Raw genomic sequence first — 22290 nt, 5'->3', positions numbered from 1 at the left:
CGCCCTAGCTTGGATGCAGCCATACGTCTGCGTATCTAGGAGGCTCGTACTCTTTCCATCGCAGGCCTGCCATGTCCGTACAGCTCGACGCCACCCGTTCCGCGCCGCCGGTCGACTCTTACTGGAACGATCCGGTCGCCGCCGATCCGAACCGGCTGGCCGAGCCGCAGTCGCCGGCGATCGAACCGACGATCGCCGAGGCGGGCAACCCGACGATCGCCAATCCGGGGCTGGACGAGGCGGTGGCGATCGACGGCAGCGACACCAATCCGCAGCAGCGCAGCGAGGGCCGCACGCCCGACGGCAAGATCGTGCAGATCGATCCGCTGCACCGGGGCGCCGAGGTCTCGATCGCGCGCGAGCAGACCCTGGCCGATGCCGGCCTGGGTCGCAGCTACGTCAGCAGCGATCAGGTCGTGTTGACCACCGGTACCAAGAACGACGACGTGCAGATCACTCAGCGCGACGACGGCACCCTCGACGTCGGCATCAACGGCGAGAAGTACGAGGTGCGCCTGGGCGAGAACCAGGAGCTGACGATCCGCAGCGGCGCCGGCAACGACACCATCAACGTCGCCTCGAACGTGAAGGTGAACATCGTCGTCGACGGCGGCGCCGGCGACGACGCGATCAGCACCGGTGCCGGCAGCGATCGCATCGACGCCGGCCTCGGCAACGACGTGGTCTCCACCGGCGCCGGCCGCGACGATATATTCGGCAACAGCGGCGACGACCGTCTCGATGCCGGCGACGGCGACGACGTGATCTATGGCGGCGACGGCGCCGACACGCTCGGCGGCGGCAGCGGGGTGGACTTCCTCGAAGGCGGCCGGGGCGGCGACACGCTCGACGGCGGCGCCGGCAAGGACATGCTGTCGGGCGGCCTCGACGACGACACCTTGCGCAGCGGCGGCGGCGACGATGCGGTCTACACCGGCGCCGGCCGGGACACGGTCGACAACGGCGGCGGGAACGATACCGTGTACGCGCAGCAGGCCAGCGACCTCATCAATGCCGCCACCGGGGCGCGCAACACCGTGATCAACGTCGAGATCAGCGCCAGCAAGGGCGTGACCATCGAGGGCTCGGACGCATTCAAGCAGCGCGTCGGCGCCGAGATCGAGTTCCTGCGCAGCTCGCCGAACGGACAGCAGATGCTGGCCGAATTCGACCGGGCCGCCGCGCGCGGCAACAGCGTGACCATCAAGGAACTGGCGAACGAACAGAACGGTTACGCCCAGACCTTCAGCAACGACGCCGACATCGTCAACGGCAAGCCGGGCGCCGGCGGCGACGTGCAGATCAGCTACAACCCCTCGTTCCATCTGGCCGAGTTCCCGGCGCCGGTGGTGGTGCTCTACCACGAGATGTCGCACGCCTATAACGGCGTCACCGGCACCTTCCAGCCGGGCACCTACCAGGGCACCGGACCCGACGACGGCCGAGTGCCGAATGCCGAGCGCCAGGCGGTGGGGCTGGAAACCAGCGCACCGGCCTACGATTTCGACGGCGACCCCACTACGCCCAAGACCACCGCCAATCCGGATCACCTGACCGAGAACGGTATCCGGGGCGAACTCGGCCTGCCGGACCGGCCGAGCTATGCGAGCTGACCGCGCGGCCTTCCGCGCATCGTGACGACGATCTCTGGGGAGACAGGCGGGCAGCCCGCGTTCATCGCGGGCTGCCCGGTTTTGTCTCGGAGGTTTGTCTAAGATCGGTGGACGTCGTTGTTCCCGATCGAGCGTGGGCCGTGGCGGCCGTATTCGTCCGCCGCCTGCGCCGCCCCTTCTTTTTTAAACGAGTGCCGGCATGAGCTCGACGATGTACTCTCGCATTCGCCGCTGGTTCGCGTGTTCGCTGGCGCTCGCCGCGATCGCCTGCGCGCATGCGCAACCTTCCTCATCCGCGGAGCCCGACCCCATGCCTGCTGACAGCGCTTCTGACGCCGCTGGTACCGCGAAGGTGCGAGGTCGCGGCGTCGCGCTGGAAGCCGAGTTCGCTTATGCGGGCTCCAAGCGCGTAGTGACGGTGAGCTACCGCGTGCACAACCTCAGCGCTGGGCCGCTCGCGGTGTTCGATCGCGGCGACCGTCATGCGGTGGCGACGGGGCGGCAGACCGCCGGCGCGATCGCCGCGCCGGCCTGGCGGATCGAGGGAGGCGATGTGTCGTTGAGCCACGCTGCTGCGCCGTTGCCGAATCCGGCGCCGGTTTCGCCGCCGACGCCGTTGGCGATCCGCGTAGCCGCGGGTGCGCAGACCGCCGGGCGTTTCGAGTTCGCGCTGCCCGGCCTCGATGCGCCGAAACGGTTGCGCTGGTGTCTCGGCGTGGCGGCGTTCGAAGACCGGGATTTCACCGCGCCCGAAAGCGCTGGCGGGGTCGAGGTCTGGCGCGCGTCGTTCGCAGTGGTAGAGCGGCAGCAGCTCGTGTGCACGCCGTGGTTCGACGTCGCCGCGAACGGGTTCGCGGCGCGCTGAGTCGCCCGGCTGCCGGACGCCCCCGAGCTTCGGGGACGCAAAAGAAAACGGCGGCCGAGGCCGCCGTTTTCCGTTCGAGGCAGGTGCCGGACTTATTCGACCTTCACTTCCACCCGCCGCGCTTCCTCGGCGCTGCCGCCGCCGGCGGTGACCGTCGGCTTGTCGAGGACGATGCGGTCCTGGCCGATCCCCTGCGATTCCAGCCAGCGCTGCACCGCTTGCGCGCGCTGCTTGGCCAGCTCGGCGTTGCTCGCGGCATTGCCGGACTCGTCGTGGAAACCGGAGATGCGCGCCTTCGTCGAGGGCTCGGCTTTCAGCGCGGCGACCACGCCGGCCAGGTCGGCCTCGGCGGTGGCCGGCGGCGTCGCCGAATCGACCCCGAAGTAGAGCTTGGCGGTGCCGGCGGCCGCCGCGGCCGACGCGCTGTCGGTGGACTCGACCGCGGCCGATGCCTCGGTGCCGGTCGAGCCCGCTGCGGCGGAATCGGCTTCGGTGGAAGCCGCTCCGCTCGAAGCCACCGGCCCGCCGACGTCGGTCGCCGGCGCGGTCAGCACGACTTCGCTGACGCCGTGCGCGGCGCCCGCGGTGCCCATGCCGTTCACCGGCAGCAGCGGCACCAGCAGCAGGGCGACGATGTTGATGATCTTGATCAGCGGATTGATCGCCGGGCCGGCGGTGTCCTTGTACGGGTCGCCGACGGTGTCGCCGGTGACCGCGGCCTTGTGCGCTTCCGAACCCTTGCCGCCGTGGTGGCCGTCCTCGATGTACTTCTTGGCGTTGTCCCAGGCGCCGCCGCCGGTGGTCATCGAAATGGCTACGAACAGGCCGGTGACGATGGTGCCGATCAGCAGGCCGCCGAGCGCCTTCGGCCCGAGCAGCAGGCCGACTACCACCGGCACCGCGACCGGCAGCAGGGACGGCACGATCATTTCCTTGATCGCCGACTTGGTCAGCATGTCCACGGCCTTGTCGTACTGCGGCTTGCCGGTGCCTTCCATGATCCCGGGAATGTCGCGGAACTGGCGCCGCACTTCCTCGACCACCGCGCCGGCGGCGCGGCCGACCGCTTCCATCGCCATCGCGCCGAACAGGTAGGGGATCAGGCCGCCGATCAGCAGACCGATGATCACCATGTGGTCGGACAGGTCGAAGTTGAACAGCACGCCCGGATGCGCGGCCTGCAGGTTGTGGGTGTAATCGGCGAACAACACCAGCGCGGCGAGCGCGGCCGATCCGATCGCATAGCCCTTGGTCACCGCCTTGGTGGTGTTGCCGACCGCGTCGAGCGGGTCGGTGACAGCGCGCACGTCCGAGGGCAGCTCGGCCATTTCGGCGATGCCGCCGGCGTTGTCGGTGATCGGGCCGTATGCGTCGAGGGCGACGATCATGCCGGCCATCGACAGCATCGACGTCGCGGCGATGGCGATGCCGTACAGGCCGCCGAGCGCATGCGAGCCCCAGATCGCCACGCACACCGCGATCACCGGCAGCGCGGTCGACTTCATCGACACGCCGAGGCCAGCGATGATGTTGGTGCCGTGACCGGTGGTGGATGCCGCGGCGACGTGCTTGACCGGTGCGTACTGGGTGCCGGTGTAGTACTCGGTGATCCAGACGATGGCGCCGGTCAGGACCAGGCCGATCAGCGCGCAACCGTACAGGTTGATCGCGCCGTGGCTGGCATCGCGCATCAGCTCGATGGTGATCGGATAGAACGCGATCGCCGCGAGCACCGCCGAGACGATCACGCCCTTGTACAGGGCGCCCATGATCGAGCCGCCGGCTTTCACCTTGACGAAGAACGCGCCGATGATCGAGGCGATGATCGACACGCCGCCGAGCACCAGCGGGTACAGCACGCCGTTGGCGCCGACCGTGCTGGTCATCAGGCTGCCGAGCAGCATCGTCGCGATCACCGTGACCGCATAGGTCTCGAACAAGTCGGCGGCCATGCCGGCGCAGTCGCCGACGTTATCGCCGACGTTATCGGCGATCACCGCCGGGTTGCGCGGGTCGTCCTCGGGGATGCCGGCTTCGACCTTGCCGACCAGGTCGGCGCCGACGTCGGCGCCCTTGGTGAAGATGCCGCCGCCGAGCCGGGCGAAGATCGAGATCAGCGAAGAGCCGAAGGCCAGGCCGACCAGGGCGTGCAGCGCTTTCTCGCCGGTCACGCCGAGCTTGGCCAGCGCCAGCCAGTAGCCGGCCACGCCGAGCAGGCCCAGGCCGACCACCAACATGCCGGTGATCGCGCCGCCGCGGAAGGCCACGTCCATCGCCGGGCCGATGCCCTTGCGCGCGGCTTCGGCGGTGCGCACGTTGGCGCGCACCGACACGTTCATGCCGATGTAGCCGGCCGCGCCCGAGAGCACCGCGCCGAGCAGGAAACCGATCGCGGTCGGCCCGCCGAGAGCGAACCAGATCAACACGAACAAGACCGCGCCGGCGATGCCGATGGTCATGTACTGGCGGTTGAGATAGGCGCGTGCGCCCTCCTGGATCGCGCCGGCGATCTCCTGCATTCGTTCGTTGCCGGCGGGTTGAGCGCTGATCCAGCGCGCGGACACGATGCCGTAAAGGATCGCGATGACGGCGCAGCCCAGCGCCAAGGTCAAACCGTACTGCTCCAGCATGAACCCCTCCCCAAATGTAGAAGTGGACATCACAGGACAACGGGTCGATCGTGTTGTGCCGCGGAAAGCTGTTGGCCGGTGTGCCGCGGAATCGCTTCTTGCGCTGATGCGTGTTGCATTGCAGCGACGCCGTGCTGCGAACACGGCGGTGTCGCGACTATCGCACACGCACTGGGCCGGTGAAACCTCGCTGCCGCGAGGCGGTGCGAGAGGCGAGGCGGCATCGGCGGGGCTGCGACTCCAGTCACGGATCGGGTCCGGTTCGTTCCCGGGATCGACCCCGTTATGGGCTTGACCGGTGCACGCGCGCGCTGTGACGCAGCGGCTGAATACGCGTGGCGAGCGGGGCGCGACGGTGGCGTGCACCCGCGTTCCGGCGCGCGCGTCGCGCTGGAGCGGCCTCGGTTTGACAGTGCCCGCGATGCGCCGTTTAGTCGTTGGCGCGCATCGTGCCGGCCGGGGAGTCGCCATCCGGGGAAACGCTGAGGTTGCCGATGCGCACTGCGGGTGTTCCGCAGGGGAGCCACGGATGGAGGCGTCGTCGACGCCGAGGTCCGCGCGCTGAGCCAAGCAAACGCTGTCCCTCGAACCTCAATCAGGAGATGTCCATGAGCAAGAAGCTGATCGCATGTTGTGTGTTCGTGTTCGGTATGGGGCTGGGCCTGACCGCCGCCGCCGGCGGCTCGAGCATCACCCCGGAAATGGCGCAGTGCATCTACGACTGCAAGCTGGCCGGCAACACCCAGACCTATTGCTGGGCGTGCTGTGTGCAGAAGCAGTGCCCCATCCCGCTGGAGTGATCGCCGCTGGCGCAAGCCCGGCGGGTGAGCCGCGGGTCGGCTAGACCCCGCGCGCCGGCCGCCCTTCGAGGCGGCCGGCGCGTTCGCGGTCCGGGCCGCCGCCGGGCCTGTGAACGCGGCTGGCCAGCCTCCGCATCCGGCCGGCGAGGGTTCAGCCGATGCATGCCAGTCTGCGCCGGCCTTGCCAGACCGGAGCCGACGATGCGATTCGTCCCAGTGCTGTTCGTTTCGATCCTGTGCGCTAGCCCTGCGCTCGCGACTGCCGCCACCGCCGACCCGGCGCCCGAGATCCAGCGCGGGCCGATCCCGGCCCAGGCGGTCGCCCGCCTGCACACCCTGCGCCAGATTCCCGAAGCCTGCGCGCGGATCGAGGGCATATTCACCGGCCAGGCCGCCGAGCCGTACAAATTCGCGGTCGTGCGCACCAGCCCGAACTGCCAGCCGCGTGCGCGCTTCGTCGACGCCGCCAAGGCGCAGCCGTCGGAAGCGAGCGGCTGGAAATTCAACGACCTGATTCGCGTGCCCAGCGCCGCCTGCCCGCAGCAACAGGCGGTGGTGCGGATTTGGCGCAAGCCGGCTGCGGCCGCGGTGCCGCCGACCCTGGATGCGCAGGGCAAGTCGCGCCTGTACCTGCAGGACGAAAAGGAAAAGGCCGCGGCCAACAAGCTCGCCGCGGTGCCGATGTTCGCCGCGTCGATGAAGGTCGAAGGCGCGAGCTGCGGCGGCTGAACGCGTCGTAGCCATGGGCCCGTCGCGCAGCGGGCATCGCGCGACGAGGGCTCTGGGATAAGCAGCGCGCGAAGAGCGTCCCGCGAAGAGCGTCGCGCATAAAGAAAGGGCCGCAATGCGGCCCTTTCTTTCGTCCCGTTCGAGTGCGGCGGCTTCGTCGCGAAGCCGCTGCGCTTACTTGGCGGCCCGGCAGTTGCCGAGGTGGATCAGGCGGGTGTCGGCCTGGTAGGAGTCGAAGGTGCCGATCAGGTCGAGCTTGTCGCCCTTGCGCAGGGTCATCGAATAACCGCGCTGGTCCGAGGCCATGTGGCACATCACGCGGGTGAAGACGATGGCGTCGCGGCTGCTCGGGATGAAGCCCGGCAGCAACGAGGGCTTCATGTCGTAGAACACGCTCAGGCCGCCGCTGCCGGATTCCGAACCCAGGAAGTAGCCGCTGACGCGGTAGGTCTTGCCCTTGTTGCGCACGTCGATCATCGCGACGTTGTCCTGGACGGTCTTGGACACTTCGTCGGCCAGCTTGATGGCCGAGATCGAGATCGGCTTGGCGCCGCCGCCAGCGGCCTTCGGCGGTGCCTTGCCGGGCTTGAGCTGGTACAGCATCTTGCACATCGAGGTCTTGATCGAGTCGGCGTTGGCGAGCGCGCCGCGGCGCGTCTTCATCAGCATCGACACGGTGCCGTCCGCCACCGCGGTCACGTAGACCTGCAGGCCGCGGTGGGCAAGGTTCGGTGCTACTTCGAGCAGCAGCGAGCCGGACTCGCTGTTCGCATCGATCACGTTCATGCCGTCGGACACGGCGATGTTGTTCATCTGGCCGACCGCGCTGGCGACGCTGAGGCCCGGCACGGTGACCGAGGTGGAGTACTCGGTGCCCTTGAGCGGGTTGCCTGACTTGGTGAAATTGTCTTCGCACTTGCCGGCCAGGGCCGAAGCCGAGGGCAGCAAGAGAATGAGCAGCGGTAACAGCTTGCCTTTCATGAAGGCCTCCTTGATGGGTCGAAACTCAGCGTCCGTGCGTCCGCCATTAAGTGCATGAACGCGCGCGATGGCAGAGTGCCGCAATCGACCAGGCGATTCAACGGGTTTCGGCGCAGGCTTAATGTGCTGTGTGCCTATTCCTGACGCAGCGCACAGCTTGTGGCGCCCGCGAAGCTGAACTCGCGGCCGCGCAGTCGCCGCGGCAACGGTCGTGCGCACAGCCAGGACGCTGCGCCGCACGCGGCGTGCGGCCTGTGGCTTCAGGGCGGTAGCGGGCGCGCGCGATGCGGCCTGCGGTATTCGCTGTACGGCCCTTGGCGGTGCGGTTGTCGAGGGCGCGCAGCCCTCAGCAGCCGGGGTCGCGTTCGTAGCGTCGCTGCATTTCCTCGGGCTCGATCTGCTCGATGCTGTGGCCGATGTTCCATCGATGGCCGAACGGGTCGATGACCGTGCCCGAGCGTTCGCCGTAGAAGTGATCGCGCGGCGCCATCGCCAGCTGCGCGCCGGCGGCGACCGCACGCGCGACCACGTCGTCGGCGTCGTCGACATGCAGGTGCAGGGTGTGGCTGTGGCCGCGCTCCGGCTCGGGGCGGCGGATCTCGACTTCGGGAAACTCTTCGCACAGCATCAAGGTGGTGCCGCCGAGATCGAGTTCGACGTGGCCGATGCGGCCGCCGGGTTCGACCAGGCGGAATTTTTCGGTAGCGTCGAAGACCTTGCAGTAGAACGCGATCGCGGCCTGGGCGTCGCCGACGCACAGATAGGAAAACAGTTCGTGGACGGCCATGGCGGGCTCCGTGGTGGATGTCGGCGCCAGCATGGAGGCGGGTCGCTCGCGAGGATTGGATAAAATTGACCGTCGCCGCCGCGGCGCGCGTGGCTAGCCCGGCCCGATCGGCAGATGATGCGGCGAGGCGAGCGGCGAAGCCAGATATTCGCGCGGGCTGACTCCGGCGAACTCGCGGAATTCGCGGATCAGGTGCGACTGGTCGAAATACCCGTGCTCGATCGCGAGTTGCGCCCAGGCCGGCCGCGGCGCGGCGGACAAGGCCGCGAGCAGGCGACGGAAGCGCTGCACCCGCGCATAGCGCTTGGGCGCCAGGCCGACCGTATCGCGGAAGGCGGCGATGAAATGGCGATGGCTGCCGCCGCCGCCGGCGACGATCGCGGCGATGGCCTCCTCACCGCCGCAGGCGCGTTGAAGCCGGCTCGCCGTCTGCACGATCTGCGGGTCGAGGCCGCGCGGCGGGCGCAGGCGTTCGCGCAGGAAATCTTCGAACACTCGGCGGCGACGCTCGGGATCGCCGGTCGCGGCCAGGCGCTCGACCAGCAGGTCGGCGGCGCTGCCGCACAGATCGCCGAGCGCCACGTGCTGGCCGGCGAGCTCGGCCGCGGATACGCCGAACAAGGCCAGCGCCGCGCCCGGCCGCAGCACCGCGCCCACCGAGGCGGCCGGCGCGGAGGCGTCCTTGATGCAGTACCCGGCACGGATGCCGGCTACGGTCGCGGCGGCGTGGCGGCGGCCGATGCGGTCGTCGGCATCGGCGTACAGGCGCAGCGGCGGCCCGTCCAGCCGCACCGCCAGATGCATCGCGCCGTTCGGCAAGGAATGCTCGCGCAGGGCGCGCGGCGCCCGACGCGGGCGCTCGCACACCCAGATGCGTTCGATCCACGGATGCAACGAAGCCGGCAGCGGAGATTCGGCGGTCATGGGTCAAGGGGCGATGGCGCGGGGCAAGCCACGATCATGCGCCCGGATGCGGTCGGACGCTCTCGCGCATTCACATCGACACCGAGCGCGCCGGCACCGCGGCGTTCTCGCACGAGTTGCCGGCGCCGCTGGCGGTGTAGTCGAAGACGGTGCCGTTGCGGACGATGAACTTGATCGTGCAGCGGCCGGCGTCCGCGGCCGGGCCGCGCCGGGGCTCGGCCGCCGGCAGGAGGTAATGCAGCAAGCGGCTGCGATCTTCGTCGCGATACGAGACCGGGTCGCCCCAGGTGCCGACCAGCAGTTGCAGCGGCGCGTCGATCCAGCTTTCCAGCGTCGGGTTCGGCGTGCGTTCGCGGCGTTCGCTCGCGCGGGCGCTGCGCGCCGCGGCCTCGGCCTGGGCGCGGGCGTCCTCCTGCTGGTCGCGCAGCTCGGCATGGACTTGGTCCATCGCGCCGGACAGGCGCGCCAGCGCGCCCTCGACTTCCTGCCGGCGCGCGGCGATCTGGGTCTTGGAGCGGCTGCTGGTATAGCGCGGCCGCTTGCCGTCGGTCCAGAAGCGCTGCCAGGACAGGTCGACCACGCTCAGCAGATTGGCCGCGCTGTCGAGCCGGGTCATGCCGTGTTCGGCCGTGCGCGAGGCCGGCTCGCAGGCGAAGCGCTGGGCCTGGCTCATCCAGCCGGCCGGCGTGGGCGCCCAGTCGGTCGGCGCCAGGGTGTCCTGAGTGTCGTTGCGCCGATACACATCGGCCGAGGTGCTGCGCATCCGACCGCGCGCGCAGTCGAACTGCAGGCGGTGGACGATCTTGTCCGGCGCGGATTCGTGTTCCATGACCTCGAACACCTGGATCGAGCGCGGCGCCGCCTCGCGTGCGCTCATCGCCGCGTCGGGGCCGTCGGCGAACAAGATCCGGCTTTCGTCCTCGGGCGGCAGCGCGCTCTCGATCCAACTGCTGTCGGCATAGATCAGGCCGCGCGCCGGGCGCTCGCCGTAGCGATGCAACAGAAAGCTCTCGCCGGCGCAGACCGGCGCCGACGCCAGCGCGGCGAGGCAGGCCGCCCAGGCGGCCCGCGTGGCGGTGTTCGTGCGACTGTCCATGAGCGAATGCGGTCCTTGGTGCGGCGACCCTCGCCGCCGCCCGAGGATAGCGCCGCCCCGCCCGGGCGGCGCGCCCGGGGCGATGCGGCCGCTCGGTTAGCGGCCGGCCGTCGCAGTTCGCTCAGCCTTCGAACGCCGGCAGCTTGGGTTTCACCGCGACGTTCTTCAGCGCCACGTACTTGGGCAGGCCGTCGCGGCCGTACGGCGGCGGGGCCTCGCCGCGGATCAGCGGCTCCAGGTAGGCGCGTGCCTTGGCGGTGATGCCGTAGCCGTCCTTGCGCAGGAACCCGGCCGGCATCTTCTTCTCGTGGTTGGCCACCTTGCTCAGCGGCGCCGCCTCGATCTTCCAGCGGTAGGGCGCGTCGGAGGTACGCACGATCACCGGCATCACCGAATTGTGGCCCTTCAGTGCGAACTCGACCGCGGCCTTGCCGACCGCGCGGGCCTGCTCGACGTCGGTCTTGGAGGCCAGATGGCGGGCCGAGCGCTGCAGGTAGTCGGGCAGGGCCCAGTGCACCTTGTAGCCCAGGGCGTCCTTGACCCGCCCGGCCAGATGCGAGGCGACCCCGCCGAGCTGGGTGTGGCCGAACGAGTCGTGGCCGCCGCCGGCATCGGCGACGAAGCGGCCGTCGGCGGTCTGGATGCCTTCGCTGGCCACCACCACGCAATAGCCGACCCGTTCGACCGTGACGCGGACCTTGGCGAAGAAATCGGCCTCGTCGAAAGGGCGTTCCGGGAACAGGATCAGGTGCGGGGCGTCGTCGGGGCCCTGGCCGGCCAGGCCGGCGGCCGCGGCCAGCCAGCCGGCATGGCGGCCCATGGCCTCGTAGACGAAGACCTTGGTCGAGGTCTCGGCCATCGCCGCCACGTCGAGGGCGGCCTCGCGCACCGACACCGCGGTGTACTTGGCGGCCGAGCCGAAGCCGGGGCAGCAGTCGGTCACGGCCAGGTCGTTGTCGACGGTCTTCGGCACCCCGATGCAGGTCAGCGGATAGCCGAACTCGGCCGCGAGCCGGGACACCTTGAGCGCGGTGTCGGCCGAGTCGTTGCCGCCGTTGTAGAGGAACCAGCGCACGTCGTGAGCCTTGAGCACGGCCAGCAGGCGCTCGTAGCGGGCGCGGTCGGCCTCCAGCGACTTCAGCTTGACCCGGCACGAGCCGAAAGCGCCGCCGGGCGTATGGCCGAGGGCGCGGATCGCCGCGGCCGACTCCCGGGAGGTGTCGATCAGCTCCTCGCGCAGGGCGCCGAGGATGCCGTTGCGGGCGGCCAGTACCTTGACCTTGCGGGCTCGGGCGGTCTCGATCACGGCCGAGGCGGTGGCATTGATGACGGCGGTCACACCGCCGGATTGGGCGTACAGCAAAGTTCCGTTGGGCATGGGGATTCCAGGATTTCGGCCGGATTGCGGTAAGCTGCCAGCAATATTTTGCCCGGCGGGTGAATGGCGGCTCCGAGTGTAGCGCCGCCCCGCGGACTGGCCAGCCTGGGGCGGCCGGTGGGCTGCGAGGCCGGCGTGGCGAACGCCGGCCGCGACGATTTCGTTAGTTTTCAGGAGCGATGTTGATGCGATTGGTACTTCTGGGCGCGCCCGGTTCCGGCAAGGGCACGCAGGCTGCGCGGCTAAAGGAGCATTTGCAGGTGCCGCATATTTCCACCGGCGATCTGTTGCGAGGCGAAGTCGCGGCCGGTTCCAAGCTGGGTCTGGAAGCCAAGGCGGTGATGGACGCCGGCAACCTGGTCAGCGACGAAATCCTGCTCGGCATGCTCGAGGACCGTTTCTCGCGCCCCGACACCGCCGGCGGTTTCATTCTCGACGGTTACCCGCGCAACCTGGCCCAGGCCGACGCGCTCGACGTGTTGCTCAAGAAGATCGGCCAGCCGATGGACTTCGCCGTGCAACTGGAAGTGCCGACCGAACTGCTGGTCGAACGCATCGCCGGCCGCGCCGCCGAGCAGGGCCGCGTCGACGACAGCCCGGAAGCGGTGCGCACCCGCCTGAAGGTCTACGACGAGCTGACCGCGCCGGTCATCGAGTACTACCGTCAGCACGGCCGCCTGACCGTGGTCGACGGCGTCGGCTCGCTCGACGTGGTGTTCACCCGCATCATCGAAGCGCTGGAACCGGCGCCGACGGTCGGCTGACCCTCGCCCTCACGCACCGCGTTCGCGCTTCGGCCTTGCGCTCTTTCCGGCCGCGCCGCGTTCGCGCTCCGGTCGTTCTCCCCCTCCCGCTTGCGGGAGAGGGGCGGGGTGAGGGCACACGTTTTATCAGCCGCGGCCCAACTGCCGCGTTCCCTGCGAACGCCGATTCGCGCACATGCTTGCCGCTGGCTCTGTCGGCTACGCGCTTCCTTCGGTCGCCGCAGCGGGCGAGGGGGCGTCGATGCCGTGCGGCAGCCGACTCGTTGAACCTTCGCAGCCTTATTCGGAACGTCGAATCTTGAAGCTCCATATTCTTGGCATCGCCGGCACTTTCATGGGCGGCGTCGCCGCGCTCGCGCGCGAACTCGGCCACGAGGTCGAAGGCAGCGACCAGGCGGTCTATCCGCCGATGTCGACCCAGCTCGAACAGCTCGGCATCGCGCTCAAGCAAGGCTACAAGCCGGAACACATCGGCGCCGATTGCGACGAGATCGTGGTCGGCAACGCGTTGTCGCGCGGCAACGCCGCGGTCGAGCAGGTCCTCGACGACGGCCGCCGCTACACCTCCGGCGCGCAGTGGCTGAGCGAGCAGGTGCTGCCGGGGCGCGACACGCTGGCCGTCGCCGGCACCCACGGCAAGACCACGACCACGACCATCCTGACCTGGTTGCTCGAAGCCGCCGGCCGCCAGCCGGGCTTTCTGATCGGCGGCGTCGCCGAGGATTTCGGCGTGTCCGCGCGCATCGGCGCCGGCCGCGAGTTCGTCGTCGAAGCCGACGAGTACGACACTGCCTTTTTCGACAAGCGCAGCAAGTTCGTCCACTACCGGCCGCTGGTGGCGATCCTCAACAACCTCGAATACGACCACGCCGACATCTTTCCCGATGTCGCCGCGATCCAGCGCCAGTTCCATCACCTCGTGCGCACCGTGCCGCGCCGCGGCCGGCTGATCGTCAACGGCGAGGACGAACGCTTGAGCGAAGTGCTGGCGATGGGCTGCTGGACTCCGGTCGAGCGCTTCGGCCTGCATTCCGAATCGGGCGAGCCGGCCTTCGAATGGACCGCGCGCCTGATCGAGGCAGACGGCAGCGCCTTCGCGGTGATCCACGACGGCGTCGAAGTCGGCGAAGTGCGCTGGCCCTTGCTCGGCCGCCACAACGTGATGAACGCCTTGGCCGCGCTGGCCGCCGCGAATGCGGTCGGCGTCGATGTCGCCGGCGTGCTGCCGGCCCTGGCCGCGTTCCGCAGTGTCAAGCGCCGCCTGGAAGTGATCGGCGAAAGCGGCGGTGTGACCGTCTACGACGACTTCGCCCACCATCCGACCGCGATCGCCACCACCCTCGCCGGCCTGCGCGCCCGCGTCGGCAGCGCGCGCATCGTCGTGGCGATGGAGCCGCGCAGCAATTCGATGCGCCTGGGCGCGCATTCCGAAGCTCTGGCGCCCTCGCTCGACGGCGCCGACATCGTGATCTTCCTGCACCGTCCCGAACTGGCCTGGGACGCCGGCAAAGTCGTCGCAGGCCTGCGCGGCGAAGGTGTGACCGTGCCCGATGCCGACGCCCTGATCGCCGCATTGCGCGAGCGCGTGCGCGCCGGAGACCATGTGGTGTTCATGTCGAACGGCGGTTTCGACGGCGCGCCGCGCCGGTTCTTCGCCGCGTTGAGGAACGTGTAGACGGCGTAGCTTCCATCGCCGTCGCAGATCCCCATTGTAGGAGCGGCGCCAGCCGCGACCGCTCAGCGTCGGCCCCCGCCGTAACCGGCCGGGCCCCATACGGGTAAGAGCCACGCAAGCCGCGACCGCACAGGTCCCCGCAACGGCGCCGGCGCGATTGCGGCTGCGCGTGCGCCTGTCATTGTTGCCGTTGCCGTTGCCGTTGCCGTTGCCGTGCGCCGCCTAGCACTAGCGAAGGCAATAGAAGACCCGGAGGGCGGTCCGCAGGGATGCGGGCCGTTTTTCATCGGGACAGGGATGTCCCGTATGAAAAATCCCCGCGTATGCATCGAACGCGCGGGCCCTTGATTCAAAGAAAAGCACTTTTCTTTGGTTATCTTTCTTTTGTTGCTTTAGACAAAAGAAAGTAACCCGCCGCTTTAGTGGCGGAAGCTTTGGGTTTGATCTTGATCTTGATGCTGATCTTCCACGAGGAATACGCCGCAAGACCGTCGCGGCGATGTCGCGGCTTGCGCCGTTCCTACCGTGCGAAAGAGACGCCGCTTCCAAGACCGGCGACGGCCCCGTCATTTCTGCGCGTCCCTTGTCGCGACTCACGTCGCTCCTACAAGGGGCGGCCTTGCCGTACCGCGTTGCTTGCGCAAGAACAAAGCAACCGAAGCTTCGGACTTGATATTGATGCTTCCACGAGGAATACGTCGCAAGACCGTCGCGGCGATGTCGCGGCTTGCGCCGCTCCTACCCTGCGAAAGAAACGCCGCTTCCAAGACCGGCGACGGCCCCGTCATTTCTGCGTCCCTTGTCGCGACTCACGTCGCTCCTACAGGGGATGGATCGCGGTACCGCGTCGCTTGCGCACGAACAAAGCAACCGAGGCCATTGCCGCGCGCCACCGCCCGCCACAAACCCGCCCGCCGCCCGCCCCATATCGTGGCCGCCACCACTCTTGGCTACACTGCGGCCATGTCCGAAGACATCGCCGCCCCCGAATCGCTGGGATTGTTCCCGCTGCATACCGTGCTGGTGCCCGGTGCGGCGCTCGGTTTGCGGGTGTTCGAACGGCGGTATCTGGACCTCGTGCGCGATTGCGGCCGCCAGGGGCGCGGTTTCGGGGTCTGCCTGATCATCGACGGCCAAGAGGCCGGCGCGCCGGCCGCGGCGGCGGCCTACGGTACCGAGGCGGTGATCGAGGATTTCGGCACCGGCGACGACGGCCTGCTGACCTTGCGGGTGCGCGGCACGCGCCGCTTCCACGCCGAGCGCGTGCGGGTGCGCGACAACGGCCTGCAGGTCGCCGAGGTAGCCTGGTGCGAACCGGACCCGAGCGAGGTGGTGCGGCCCGAGCATTCGCTGCTGGTCACCCTGCTCGAGCACCTGCTCGAACAGATCGGCGGCGAGCACGCCAAGGCGCCGCATTCGTGCATGGACGACGCGGCCTGGGTCGGCTGGCGCCTGACCGAGCTGCTACCGCTGTCGTTGACGCAGCGGCAGGCGCTGCTGCAGATGGACGGGCCGCACCAGCGCCTGGATCACTTGCTGACGGTCTTGCCTTGAGCCCGCGCCTGCGGGCCTGATCGGCGCCGCATTGGCCGGCGCCGGCCCTGACGAACTCACGGCGCCGGTTCGGTGCCCGGCACGCGATACCGCGATTGCAGACGCAGCACCCGGGTGCCGTTCTTCGGATGCGCCTGTTCGATCATGGTGAAGCCGGTCAGCGCCTTGCGCACTTCGGCGTGGGCGCGGCCGTCGTCGGACTGCGGCAGCCACAGCGCGGCGGCGTTGAAGGGCTTGTTCAAGCGCAGGATCTGGGTGGTGCCGACCCACAGCGGGGTGCCGTCGGAGAGCACCGCCGGGGCCGGCCACAGGCGCAGCGCGTACTGCATGTCCGGGCCGGGCCCGTCGCGCAGCATCAACAGCGCTTCGGCCTGCGCATCGAGCGTGGCCGGCAGCACGATCTGCTCGCGCGCCGGCGCGTCGTCGTCGAGCAGGGCGATGGTCGCCAGCCAGTCGGCTTGCTCCTGCACTCGCCAGCCGTTGGCCTCCAGGCTCGCGCGCAGCGGCGGCAGGGGACCGGCGATCTGGATGTCGAGCGGCCAGCGCTGGCGCACGTCGCTCTCGTTGCGTTGCGCCGGCAAGGTCGCCCAGTCGCTCCTCCACCACGGCCCGGCGTCGAGCACGGTGGTCGGCGTGGCGGCGGCGAACTTGGCCAGCAAGGCGTCGGCCGAGCGCGGCGCATGCCACAGCGCGGCGGCGACGAACACGGTATAGAACAGCCAAGCCAGCGGCCGCATCCAGAACGAACGCGCGACGTGGCGGCGGTAGGCGATGCCGAGCACCAGCAGCCAGACGATGCCGAACAAGGTGCCGCCGACCAGGTCGCTGGGCCAGTGCGCGCCCAGGTACAGGCGGGCGAAGCCGACCAGGGTGGTGACCACGCCGGCCAGCAGGTACGGCCAGACCCGCTGCCGGCCCGGCAGCTCGCGTGCGATCAGCACGGCGAAGAAACCGAACACGATCGTGGTCATCGTCACCGCGACCGACGGGAAGCCGAAGCCGGCCGGCGCGGTCGGCGGGCGCGGCATGTCGATGGCCGCTTCCAGCAACGAGGTCAGGACGAGACCGAACACGATCGCGCCGACCCAGTGCGCCGCCGCCATCCAGCGCCGGCGCCAGGCCAGGTAGGCCAGCACCGCGAGCGAGGCCGGGCCGAGCACGGCAGCATCGCCCAGGCTCGCCAGCCCCGCCATCAAGCGGTCGGCGAGCGGATTGCGCAGGGTCCACATGAACTCGTGGACGCTGTGGTCGATCGCCAGCGGCCCGCCGCTCGCGAGCAAGGTGGCGAGCAGGGTGAACCAGATCCAGCTGATCCCGAGCAGGCAGACCGCCAGCATCACTAGCGAGGCCGATTCGGGCCGGTTCGGGTCGATCAGGGCCGCGGCGTAGCGGCCCAGGCGCGGATGCGCGCGGGTCCAGCGCAAGGCGCGCGCGAGCAGATTGTTGGCGTGCGTGGCGAACCAGCGCCAGGTATAGAGCACCGTGGCCCAGACCAGGGCGACCGCGACCAGCAGGGCGCCGAGCACGATCGCGAGGCGGTCGGCGACCGCGGCGACCGCGTCGTAGGAGGCGCCGAGCACCCAGCCCGGCGCGAGGAACAGCGCCGACCACACCAGGCAGGCGAGAAAGCTCGGGATCGCATAGCGCTTCATCGGCATCTTCAACATGCCGGCGATCGCCGGCACGAACGGCCGCACCGCGCCGACGAAGCGCGCGATCACGATGCTCTTGCTGCCGTGGCGGCGGAACAGGTTTTCGCCGCGATCCAGCCATTGCGGATACCGCGAGAACGGCCAGCGCTGGCGCAACTGCGGCCCCCAGCGGTAGCCGACCCAGTAGCTCAGGCCATCGCCGGCGAAGGCGCCGAGGGTCGAGCAGACCAGCGCATACGGACCGCTGATGTGGCCGAGACCGACCAGGGTGCCGACCGCGAACAGCAGGGGCAGGGCCGGCACCACGATACCGACGATGACGAGAGCATCGCAGAACGCGATCAGGAAGATCACGATGCCTGCGGCGATCGGATTGGCCGCGATCCATGCGGTCGCGCTTTCTAGCCAGGCAGGTTCCATCGGCTGATTATAGGCAGCGATGTCTGTTGCGCGGATGACTGCCCGCGCTTGACGGCGGGCCGTGACCAACGGCACTGCCTTGAAGGCGGCAAGGGGGCGGTGAAATCGAGAGTCGCACAAACGCTTGCCTGGCCCGGGCCGATGCATTTGCCTGTCCCGAGTCCCGAGTCCCGAGTCCCGAGTCCCGAGTCCCGAGTCCCGAGTCCCGAGTCCCGAGTCCCCGGCTACACTGGCGGCATGTCCTCCGATGTCATCGAAGTCGCCGCACTCAAGGCAGATAGCTTCGGCCGTATCGCCCTGATGCGCGATCGTGCCGGGCTGTTCGTGCGCCGCGACCTGGGCCACGTGCCGTGGTGGCTGCGCCTGCCGGCCTGGTGGCTGGCGCGGCGCGAGGCGCGCGCGCTGCAACGCGTCGACGGGCTCGACGCCACCCCGCAGCTGCTGCGCTGGGACGGGCGCCGGCTCGACCGCAGCTACCTCGACGGCGCCGCGATGTACCAGCGCCCGCCGCACGGCGACCTGGCCTATTTCCGCCAGGCCCGGCGCCTGTTGCAGCGGCTGCATCGGCGCGGCCTGGCCCATAACGACCTGGCCAAGGAGGCCAACTGGCTGGTGTTGGTCGACGGCAGTCCGGCGATCATCGATTTCCAGCTCGCCACTCGCGGCGACCCACGTTCGCGCTGGATGCGCCTGCTGGCGCGCGAGGACCTGCGCCATCTGCTCAAGCACAAGCGCACCTATTGTCCGCGGGCGCTGACCCCGGTCGAACGGCGAGTGCTCAAGCGCCATTCCTGGCTGCGCGAGCTGTGGTTCGCCACCGGCAAGCCGGTCTACCGTTTCGTCACCCGGCGCATCCTGCACTGGGAAGACAACGAGGGGCAGGGGCCGAAGCCTTGAGGGCTGGCTCGGGTTTTGGGTTTTGGGTTTCGGGACTCGGGACTCGGGACTCGCCGGAGCGGTGACTCGGCGATTGAGGCTTCGATGGCAGGCGATATGGATCGCGTTGGTATGGAGCTGCGGTTCGGAAGCCGGGACTCGTCGAGGCGGTAACGCGGCGAGTGAGTCGCCAACGTGCGGTACGTATCGCGTTGGTATGGTCCGTGGCCTGCCGAGGATTCGATTCACCGCGATTCGGGAGGCGTCGGACTCGCAGCGTCGTGTTCGAGCCTGCGGTCCGGATTCACGCGGCGCGAATCGGATTAGGATGGCGACCGACGCCCGCCTTCCGAATCCCGCCATGTCCACACTCTCCGGCAAGACCATCTTCATCACCGGCGCCTCGCGCGGCATCGGTCGCGAGATCGCCCTGCGCGCCGCGCGCGACGGCGCCAACATCGCCATCGCCGCCAAGTCCTCGGTCGCCAATCCCAAGCTGCCGGGCACGATCCACAGCGTCGCCGCCGAAGTCGAGGCGGCTGGCGGCCGCGCGCTGGCGCTCAAATGCGATATTCGCGAGGAAGACGAGGTCAACGCCTCGGTGGCCGCGGTCGTCGACACTTTCGGCGGCATCGACATCCTGATCAACAACGCCAGCGCGATCTGGCTGCGCGGCACGCTCGACACCCCGATGAAGCGCTTCGACCTGATGCAGCAGGTCAATTCGCGCGGCAGCTTCCTGTGCGCGCAGGCCTGCCTGCCTTACCTGCAGCAGGCGGCGAACCCGCACATCCTGACCCTGGCGCCGCCGCCGAGCCTGGACGTGAAGTGGTGGGCGCCGCATACCGGCTACACCCTGGCCAAGATGGGCATGAGCTTCGTCACCCTGGGCCTGGCCGGCGAATTCGGCCCGCAGGGCATCGCCGTCAACGCGCTGTGGCCGAGGACGATCATCGCCACCGACGCCCTGAACCTGATCCCCGGCGTCCCGATGGACCGCTGCCGCAAGCCGAGCATCGTCGCCGACGCCGTGCACGCGGTGCTGGTGCGCCCGGCGCAGGGTTTCTACGGTCGCTTCCTGATCGACGAGGAAGTGCTCGGCGAAGCCGGCGTGACCGATTTCAGCGGCTATGCGGTGGACGCGAGCAAGCAACCGTTGCCGGATTTGTTTCTCGATTGAGCGACAGCGGGCGGGCTCTCAGGGGGAGCGGCGCAAGCCGCGACCGCGCCGCCTCATGTTCGCGTCGTTACTCGCCGAGCCCTTGTAGTAGCGACGTAAGTCGCGACCGCGGGACGCGTAGTAGTAACGAGGCCGCCGCCGTTCGTCGAAGCGGCGCGCCTTCGCCAGGGTAGGAGCGGCGCAAGCCGCGAAATCGTTGTGGCGGCTTCGCGGCGCATGGATCGAGAAAGATCAGGATCTATATCTAGATCAACATCTAGACCAAGATCAAGATCAAACCCAAAGCTTCCGCCACTAAAGCGGCGGGTTACTTTCTTTTGTCTAAAGCAACAAAAGAAAGGTAACCAAAGAAAAGTGCTTTGTTTTGAATCACAGGCCCGCGCGTTCGATGCATACGCGGAGATTTTTCATACGGGACCTCCCTGTCCCGATGAAAAACGGCCCGCATCCCTGCGGGCCGCCCTCCGGGTCTTCTATGGCCTTCGCTAGTGCGAGACTGCGCACTGCAACGGCAGAATCTTTTACGGCAACGGCAACGGCAACGGCAACGGCAACGGCAACCCGCCGGCGCAGCCCGATTGCGGCTACCCTCGAGCAAAGCAATCACTTCGGTTGTTTCAACGCCTCCGCCAACGAGTACAACAGGTCGACATAGAATCGTTCGGCCTGTACGAGGCCGGCGATCTTCGAGCCCTTCGGGGGTTCGATCACCATGTATTCGTTCGGGGCATGGGCGCCGCTGCCGTGGCCGAGGCCGCCGGCGATCATCGGCAGGCCCAGGGTCTGGGTGAAGACGTAATAGGGGGCGCTGCCGCCTATGCGCGGGGCGACCGGCGGGGTGAAGCCGTGTTTGCGGTAGGCGCCGATCGCGGCGCGGGTCAGCGGCGCGTCGACCGAGGTCTGCGCCGGCGGGTAGCCCGACAGCTTGCGGATTTCGATGTCGTCGAAGCCCTTGGCGTCGAGTTGTTTGCGGATCAGGGCGACGGCCTCGTCGGGGGTCTGGTTAGGCACCAGGCGCGAGTCGACCTTGGCCACGGCGCGGTGCGGCAGGATGGTCTTGACTCCTTCGCCGGTGTAGCCCGCAACCAGGCCGTCGATGTTGAGGGTGGTGTCGAACAGTTCCGCGGCGCTCGCATCGCGGTCGCTGCGGCCGTTCTTCCACCGCGCCGCAGCGAAGGCGTCGAGCTGCTTCTGAGTGTCGTTGCCGCGCTTGGCCACCAGGCCGTTGAACAGACGCTGCTCTTCGACGTTCGGCGGGCGGATCGCGTCGCGATAGCCGGGTACGGCGATCTCGCCATCGGGCGTGGTCAGAGTGGCCAGCGCCTGCACCAGGCGCCAGCTCGGCGAGTCGAGCTTGGCCGCGAGCGAGCCGTGCACTTCGCTCTTCTGCGGGCCGCCGGTCTTGGGATTGCCTTTGGCTTCCAGCTCTAGATACAGGATGCCTTTGACGCCCAGAAACATCGAGGCTTCGCCGTCGCGATCCTGGGTGTTCATGGGGAAGAACACGCCGTCGGCCTTGCGCAGCTGCGCCTCGTACTTGGCGACGACTTCCGGGTAGTGCGGCGAGCCGAGTTCTTCCTCGCCTTCGGCCAGCACGATCAGGTTGACCGGCGGTTTGCCGCGCACCCGGATCACCGCGTCGAGCGCGTTGAGGAAGGCGCGCTGCGGGCCTTTCTGGTTGGTCGCCCCGCGCGCCATCAGCACCTTGCCGAGCTGCGGGTCGTCGACGAGCGCGCCGTCGAAGGCGCCGACCTTCCAGCCGGTGGGCTCGATCGGTTGCACGTCGTACATCATGTAGACCACCAGCGTGTGCTCGGCGCCAGCGTCGTAATAACCGTAGACGCCGGGGTGGCCGGAGGTCGGCACCAGGGCGGTATCGCGGAAGCCGAGCGCCTGCAGGTCGCCGCGCAGCAGTTCGGCCATCGCCTCGATGCCCTTGTCCTGGGCGCTGATCGAAGGCTGCCTGACCCAGCGCTGCAGCTGGGCGAGGTCGGCCGCACGCTGTTTCTCCAGGTGCGCATACACGTCGGCGTAATCGCCGGTGAAGGCGGGCACCGAGGCGGCGTCGAAGGCGGCGGTCTCGGTGATCGCGATCTTCGGCGGCGTGGCGCCGGCCTGGGCCAGGACCAAGGCCAGCACGGCGGGAAGCAGACGAACAGTGCGGCTACGGCGTGAACTCATGACGTATCCCTCATCGATGAAGTGCATGGAAAGTCCGGCGAGGCGCCATCGCGGCGCCGGCGCGTCGCTCAGGTTGGTAGCGAACCGCGCGCGAGGGAAGTGCCGCGGGCGTGTCGTGTTGCGCGATCGGCGCCGGCGGTCGCTGGCTCGCTCCGACCCGGCAGCGGCGGCCCGGCCCGGCCGGC

17 protein-coding genes and 1 pseudogene are annotated in these 22290 nt (G+C 68.9%); 9 read left to right on the top strand and 9 right to left on the bottom strand.

The annotated features are described in order from the left end of the window. Positions 1-71 precede the first annotated feature (71 nt). Both ACSAMQ_RS05805 and ACSAMQ_RS05800 read left to right on the top strand, forming a co-directional pair. The gene (locus ACSAMQ_RS05805) at positions 72-1613 is read left to right on the top strand and encodes a M91 family zinc metallopeptidase (protein WP_435394746.1); all 1542 of its coding nucleotides are present in this window, start codon (positions 72-74) and stop codon (positions 1611-1613) included. Between the two features lie 199 nt (positions 1614-1812). Beyond that, positions 1813-2478, top strand: coding sequence for a hypothetical protein (locus tag ACSAMQ_RS05800; RefSeq protein WP_435394745.1), 666 nt, complete (start codon positions 1813-1815; stop codon positions 2476-2478). Between the two features lie 92 nt (positions 2479-2570). On the opposite strand, the gene ACSAMQ_RS05795 is transcribed toward ACSAMQ_RS05800, so the two are convergent. Both ACSAMQ_RS05795 and ACSAMQ_RS05790 read right to left on the bottom strand, forming a co-directional pair. After that, positions 2571-3071: an OmpA family protein gene (locus tag ACSAMQ_RS05795; protein WP_435394781.1), complete on the bottom strand. Its 501-nt coding sequence runs from the start codon at positions 3069-3071 to the stop codon at positions 2571-2573. Positions 3072-3083: 12 nt separating this feature from the next. Continuing rightward, positions 3084-5108 (bottom strand): annotated as a pseudogene (locus ACSAMQ_RS05790) (sodium-translocating pyrophosphatase); the annotation flags it as partial. Between the two features lie 608 nt (positions 5109-5716). Between ACSAMQ_RS05790 and ACSAMQ_RS05785 the strand changes: the two are divergent. Further along, entirely contained in the window at positions 5717-5908 is a 192-nt protein-coding gene (locus ACSAMQ_RS05785; RefSeq protein ID WP_435394744.1) for a hypothetical protein, read from the top strand. A 201-nt stretch (positions 5909-6109) separates the two neighbouring features. Then, a complete protein-coding gene (locus tag ACSAMQ_RS05780; protein ID WP_435394743.1) occupies positions 6110-6637 on the top strand; it encodes a hypothetical protein in 528 nt (175 codons plus the stop codon). A 174-nt stretch (positions 6638-6811) separates the two neighbouring features. On the opposite strand, the gene ACSAMQ_RS05775 is transcribed toward ACSAMQ_RS05780, so the two are convergent. The 5 genes from ACSAMQ_RS05775 to ACSAMQ_RS05755 form a co-directional block, all read right to left on the bottom strand. Then, positions 6812-7618, bottom strand: a complete 807-nt coding sequence (locus ACSAMQ_RS05775; protein ID WP_435394742.1) for a hypothetical protein — start codon at positions 7616-7618, stop codon at positions 6812-6814. A 346-nt stretch (positions 7619-7964) separates the two neighbouring features. Beyond that, on the bottom strand, positions 7965-8405 hold the full coding sequence (locus ACSAMQ_RS05770) for a VOC family protein (RefSeq protein WP_435394741.1): 441 nt from the start codon (positions 8403-8405) through the stop codon (positions 7965-7967). Between the two features lie 93 nt (positions 8406-8498). Continuing rightward, entirely contained in the window at positions 8499-9329 is an 831-nt protein-coding gene (locus ACSAMQ_RS05765) for a helix-turn-helix domain-containing protein (RefSeq protein ID WP_435394740.1), read from the bottom strand. 70 nt (positions 9330-9399) lie between these two features. Continuing rightward, positions 9400-10425, bottom strand: coding sequence for a hypothetical protein (locus ACSAMQ_RS05760; RefSeq protein ID WP_435394739.1), 1026 nt, complete (start codon positions 10423-10425; stop codon positions 9400-9402). Between the two features lie 121 nt (positions 10426-10546). Then, positions 10547-11803 carry a 6-phosphofructokinase gene (locus tag ACSAMQ_RS05755; RefSeq protein ID WP_435394738.1) on the bottom strand — a complete coding sequence of 419 codons (1257 nt, stop codon included), beginning with the start codon at positions 11801-11803 and terminating at the stop codon, positions 10547-10549. A gap of 185 nt (positions 11804-11988) precedes the next feature. Between ACSAMQ_RS05755 and ACSAMQ_RS05750 the strand changes: the two genes are divergently transcribed. The 3 genes from ACSAMQ_RS05750 to ACSAMQ_RS05740 all read left to right on the top strand — a co-directional run bounded on the left by ACSAMQ_RS05750 (position 11989) and on the right by ACSAMQ_RS05740 (position 15796). After that, a complete protein-coding gene (locus tag ACSAMQ_RS05750; protein WP_435394737.1) occupies positions 11989-12567 on the top strand; it encodes an adenylate kinase in 579 nt (192 codons plus the stop codon). A gap of 295 nt (positions 12568-12862) precedes the next feature. Then, positions 12863-14242 carry a UDP-N-acetylmuramate:L-alanyl-gamma-D-glutamyl-meso-diaminopimelate ligase gene (gene mpl / locus ACSAMQ_RS05745; RefSeq protein WP_435394780.1) on the top strand — a complete coding sequence of 460 codons (1380 nt, stop codon included), beginning with the start codon at positions 12863-12865 and terminating at the stop codon, positions 14240-14242. 963 nt (positions 14243-15205) lie between these two features. Further along, on the top strand, positions 15206-15796 hold the full coding sequence (locus ACSAMQ_RS05740; RefSeq protein WP_435394736.1) for an LON peptidase substrate-binding domain-containing protein: 591 nt from the start codon (positions 15206-15208) through the stop codon (positions 15794-15796). 56 nt (positions 15797-15852) lie between these two features. Here ACSAMQ_RS05740 and ACSAMQ_RS05735 read toward each other — a convergent pair whose 3' ends face one another. After that, positions 15853-17868 carry a bifunctional DedA family/phosphatase PAP2 family protein gene (locus tag ACSAMQ_RS05735; protein WP_435394735.1) on the bottom strand — a complete coding sequence of 672 codons (2016 nt, stop codon included), beginning with the start codon at positions 17866-17868 and terminating at the stop codon, positions 15853-15855. A gap of 237 nt (positions 17869-18105) precedes the next feature. On the opposite strand from ACSAMQ_RS05735, the gene ACSAMQ_RS05730 reads away from it, so the two are divergent. Both ACSAMQ_RS05730 and ACSAMQ_RS05725 read left to right on the top strand, forming a co-directional pair. Next, positions 18106-18765 (top strand): serine/threonine protein kinase, encoded by a 660-nt coding sequence (locus ACSAMQ_RS05730; RefSeq protein ID WP_435394734.1) that lies wholly within the window; start codon positions 18106-18108, stop codon positions 18763-18765. Positions 18766-19105: 340 nt separating this feature from the next. Continuing rightward, positions 19106-19924 carry an SDR family oxidoreductase gene (locus ACSAMQ_RS05725; protein WP_435394733.1) on the top strand — a complete coding sequence of 273 codons (819 nt, stop codon included), beginning with the start codon at positions 19106-19108 and terminating at the stop codon, positions 19922-19924. 603 nt (positions 19925-20527) lie between these two features. On the opposite strand, the gene ACSAMQ_RS05720 is transcribed toward ACSAMQ_RS05725, so the two are convergent. Then, the gene (locus tag ACSAMQ_RS05720; RefSeq protein ID WP_435394732.1) at positions 20528-22105 is read right to left on the bottom strand and encodes a M20/M25/M40 family metallo-hydrolase; all 1578 of its coding nucleotides are present in this window, start codon (positions 22103-22105) and stop codon (positions 20528-20530) included. Positions 22106-22290 lie beyond the last annotated feature (185 nt).

Origin of the sequence: Lysobacter sp. 1R34A (genome assembly GCF_051217035.1) — a bacterium.
Classification (GTDB): Bacteria; Pseudomonadota; Gammaproteobacteria; order Xanthomonadales; family Xanthomonadaceae; genus Lysobacter.
Note: the sequence above shows the minus strand (reverse complement) of the source record. Positions and strands in the feature narration are given on the sequence as shown.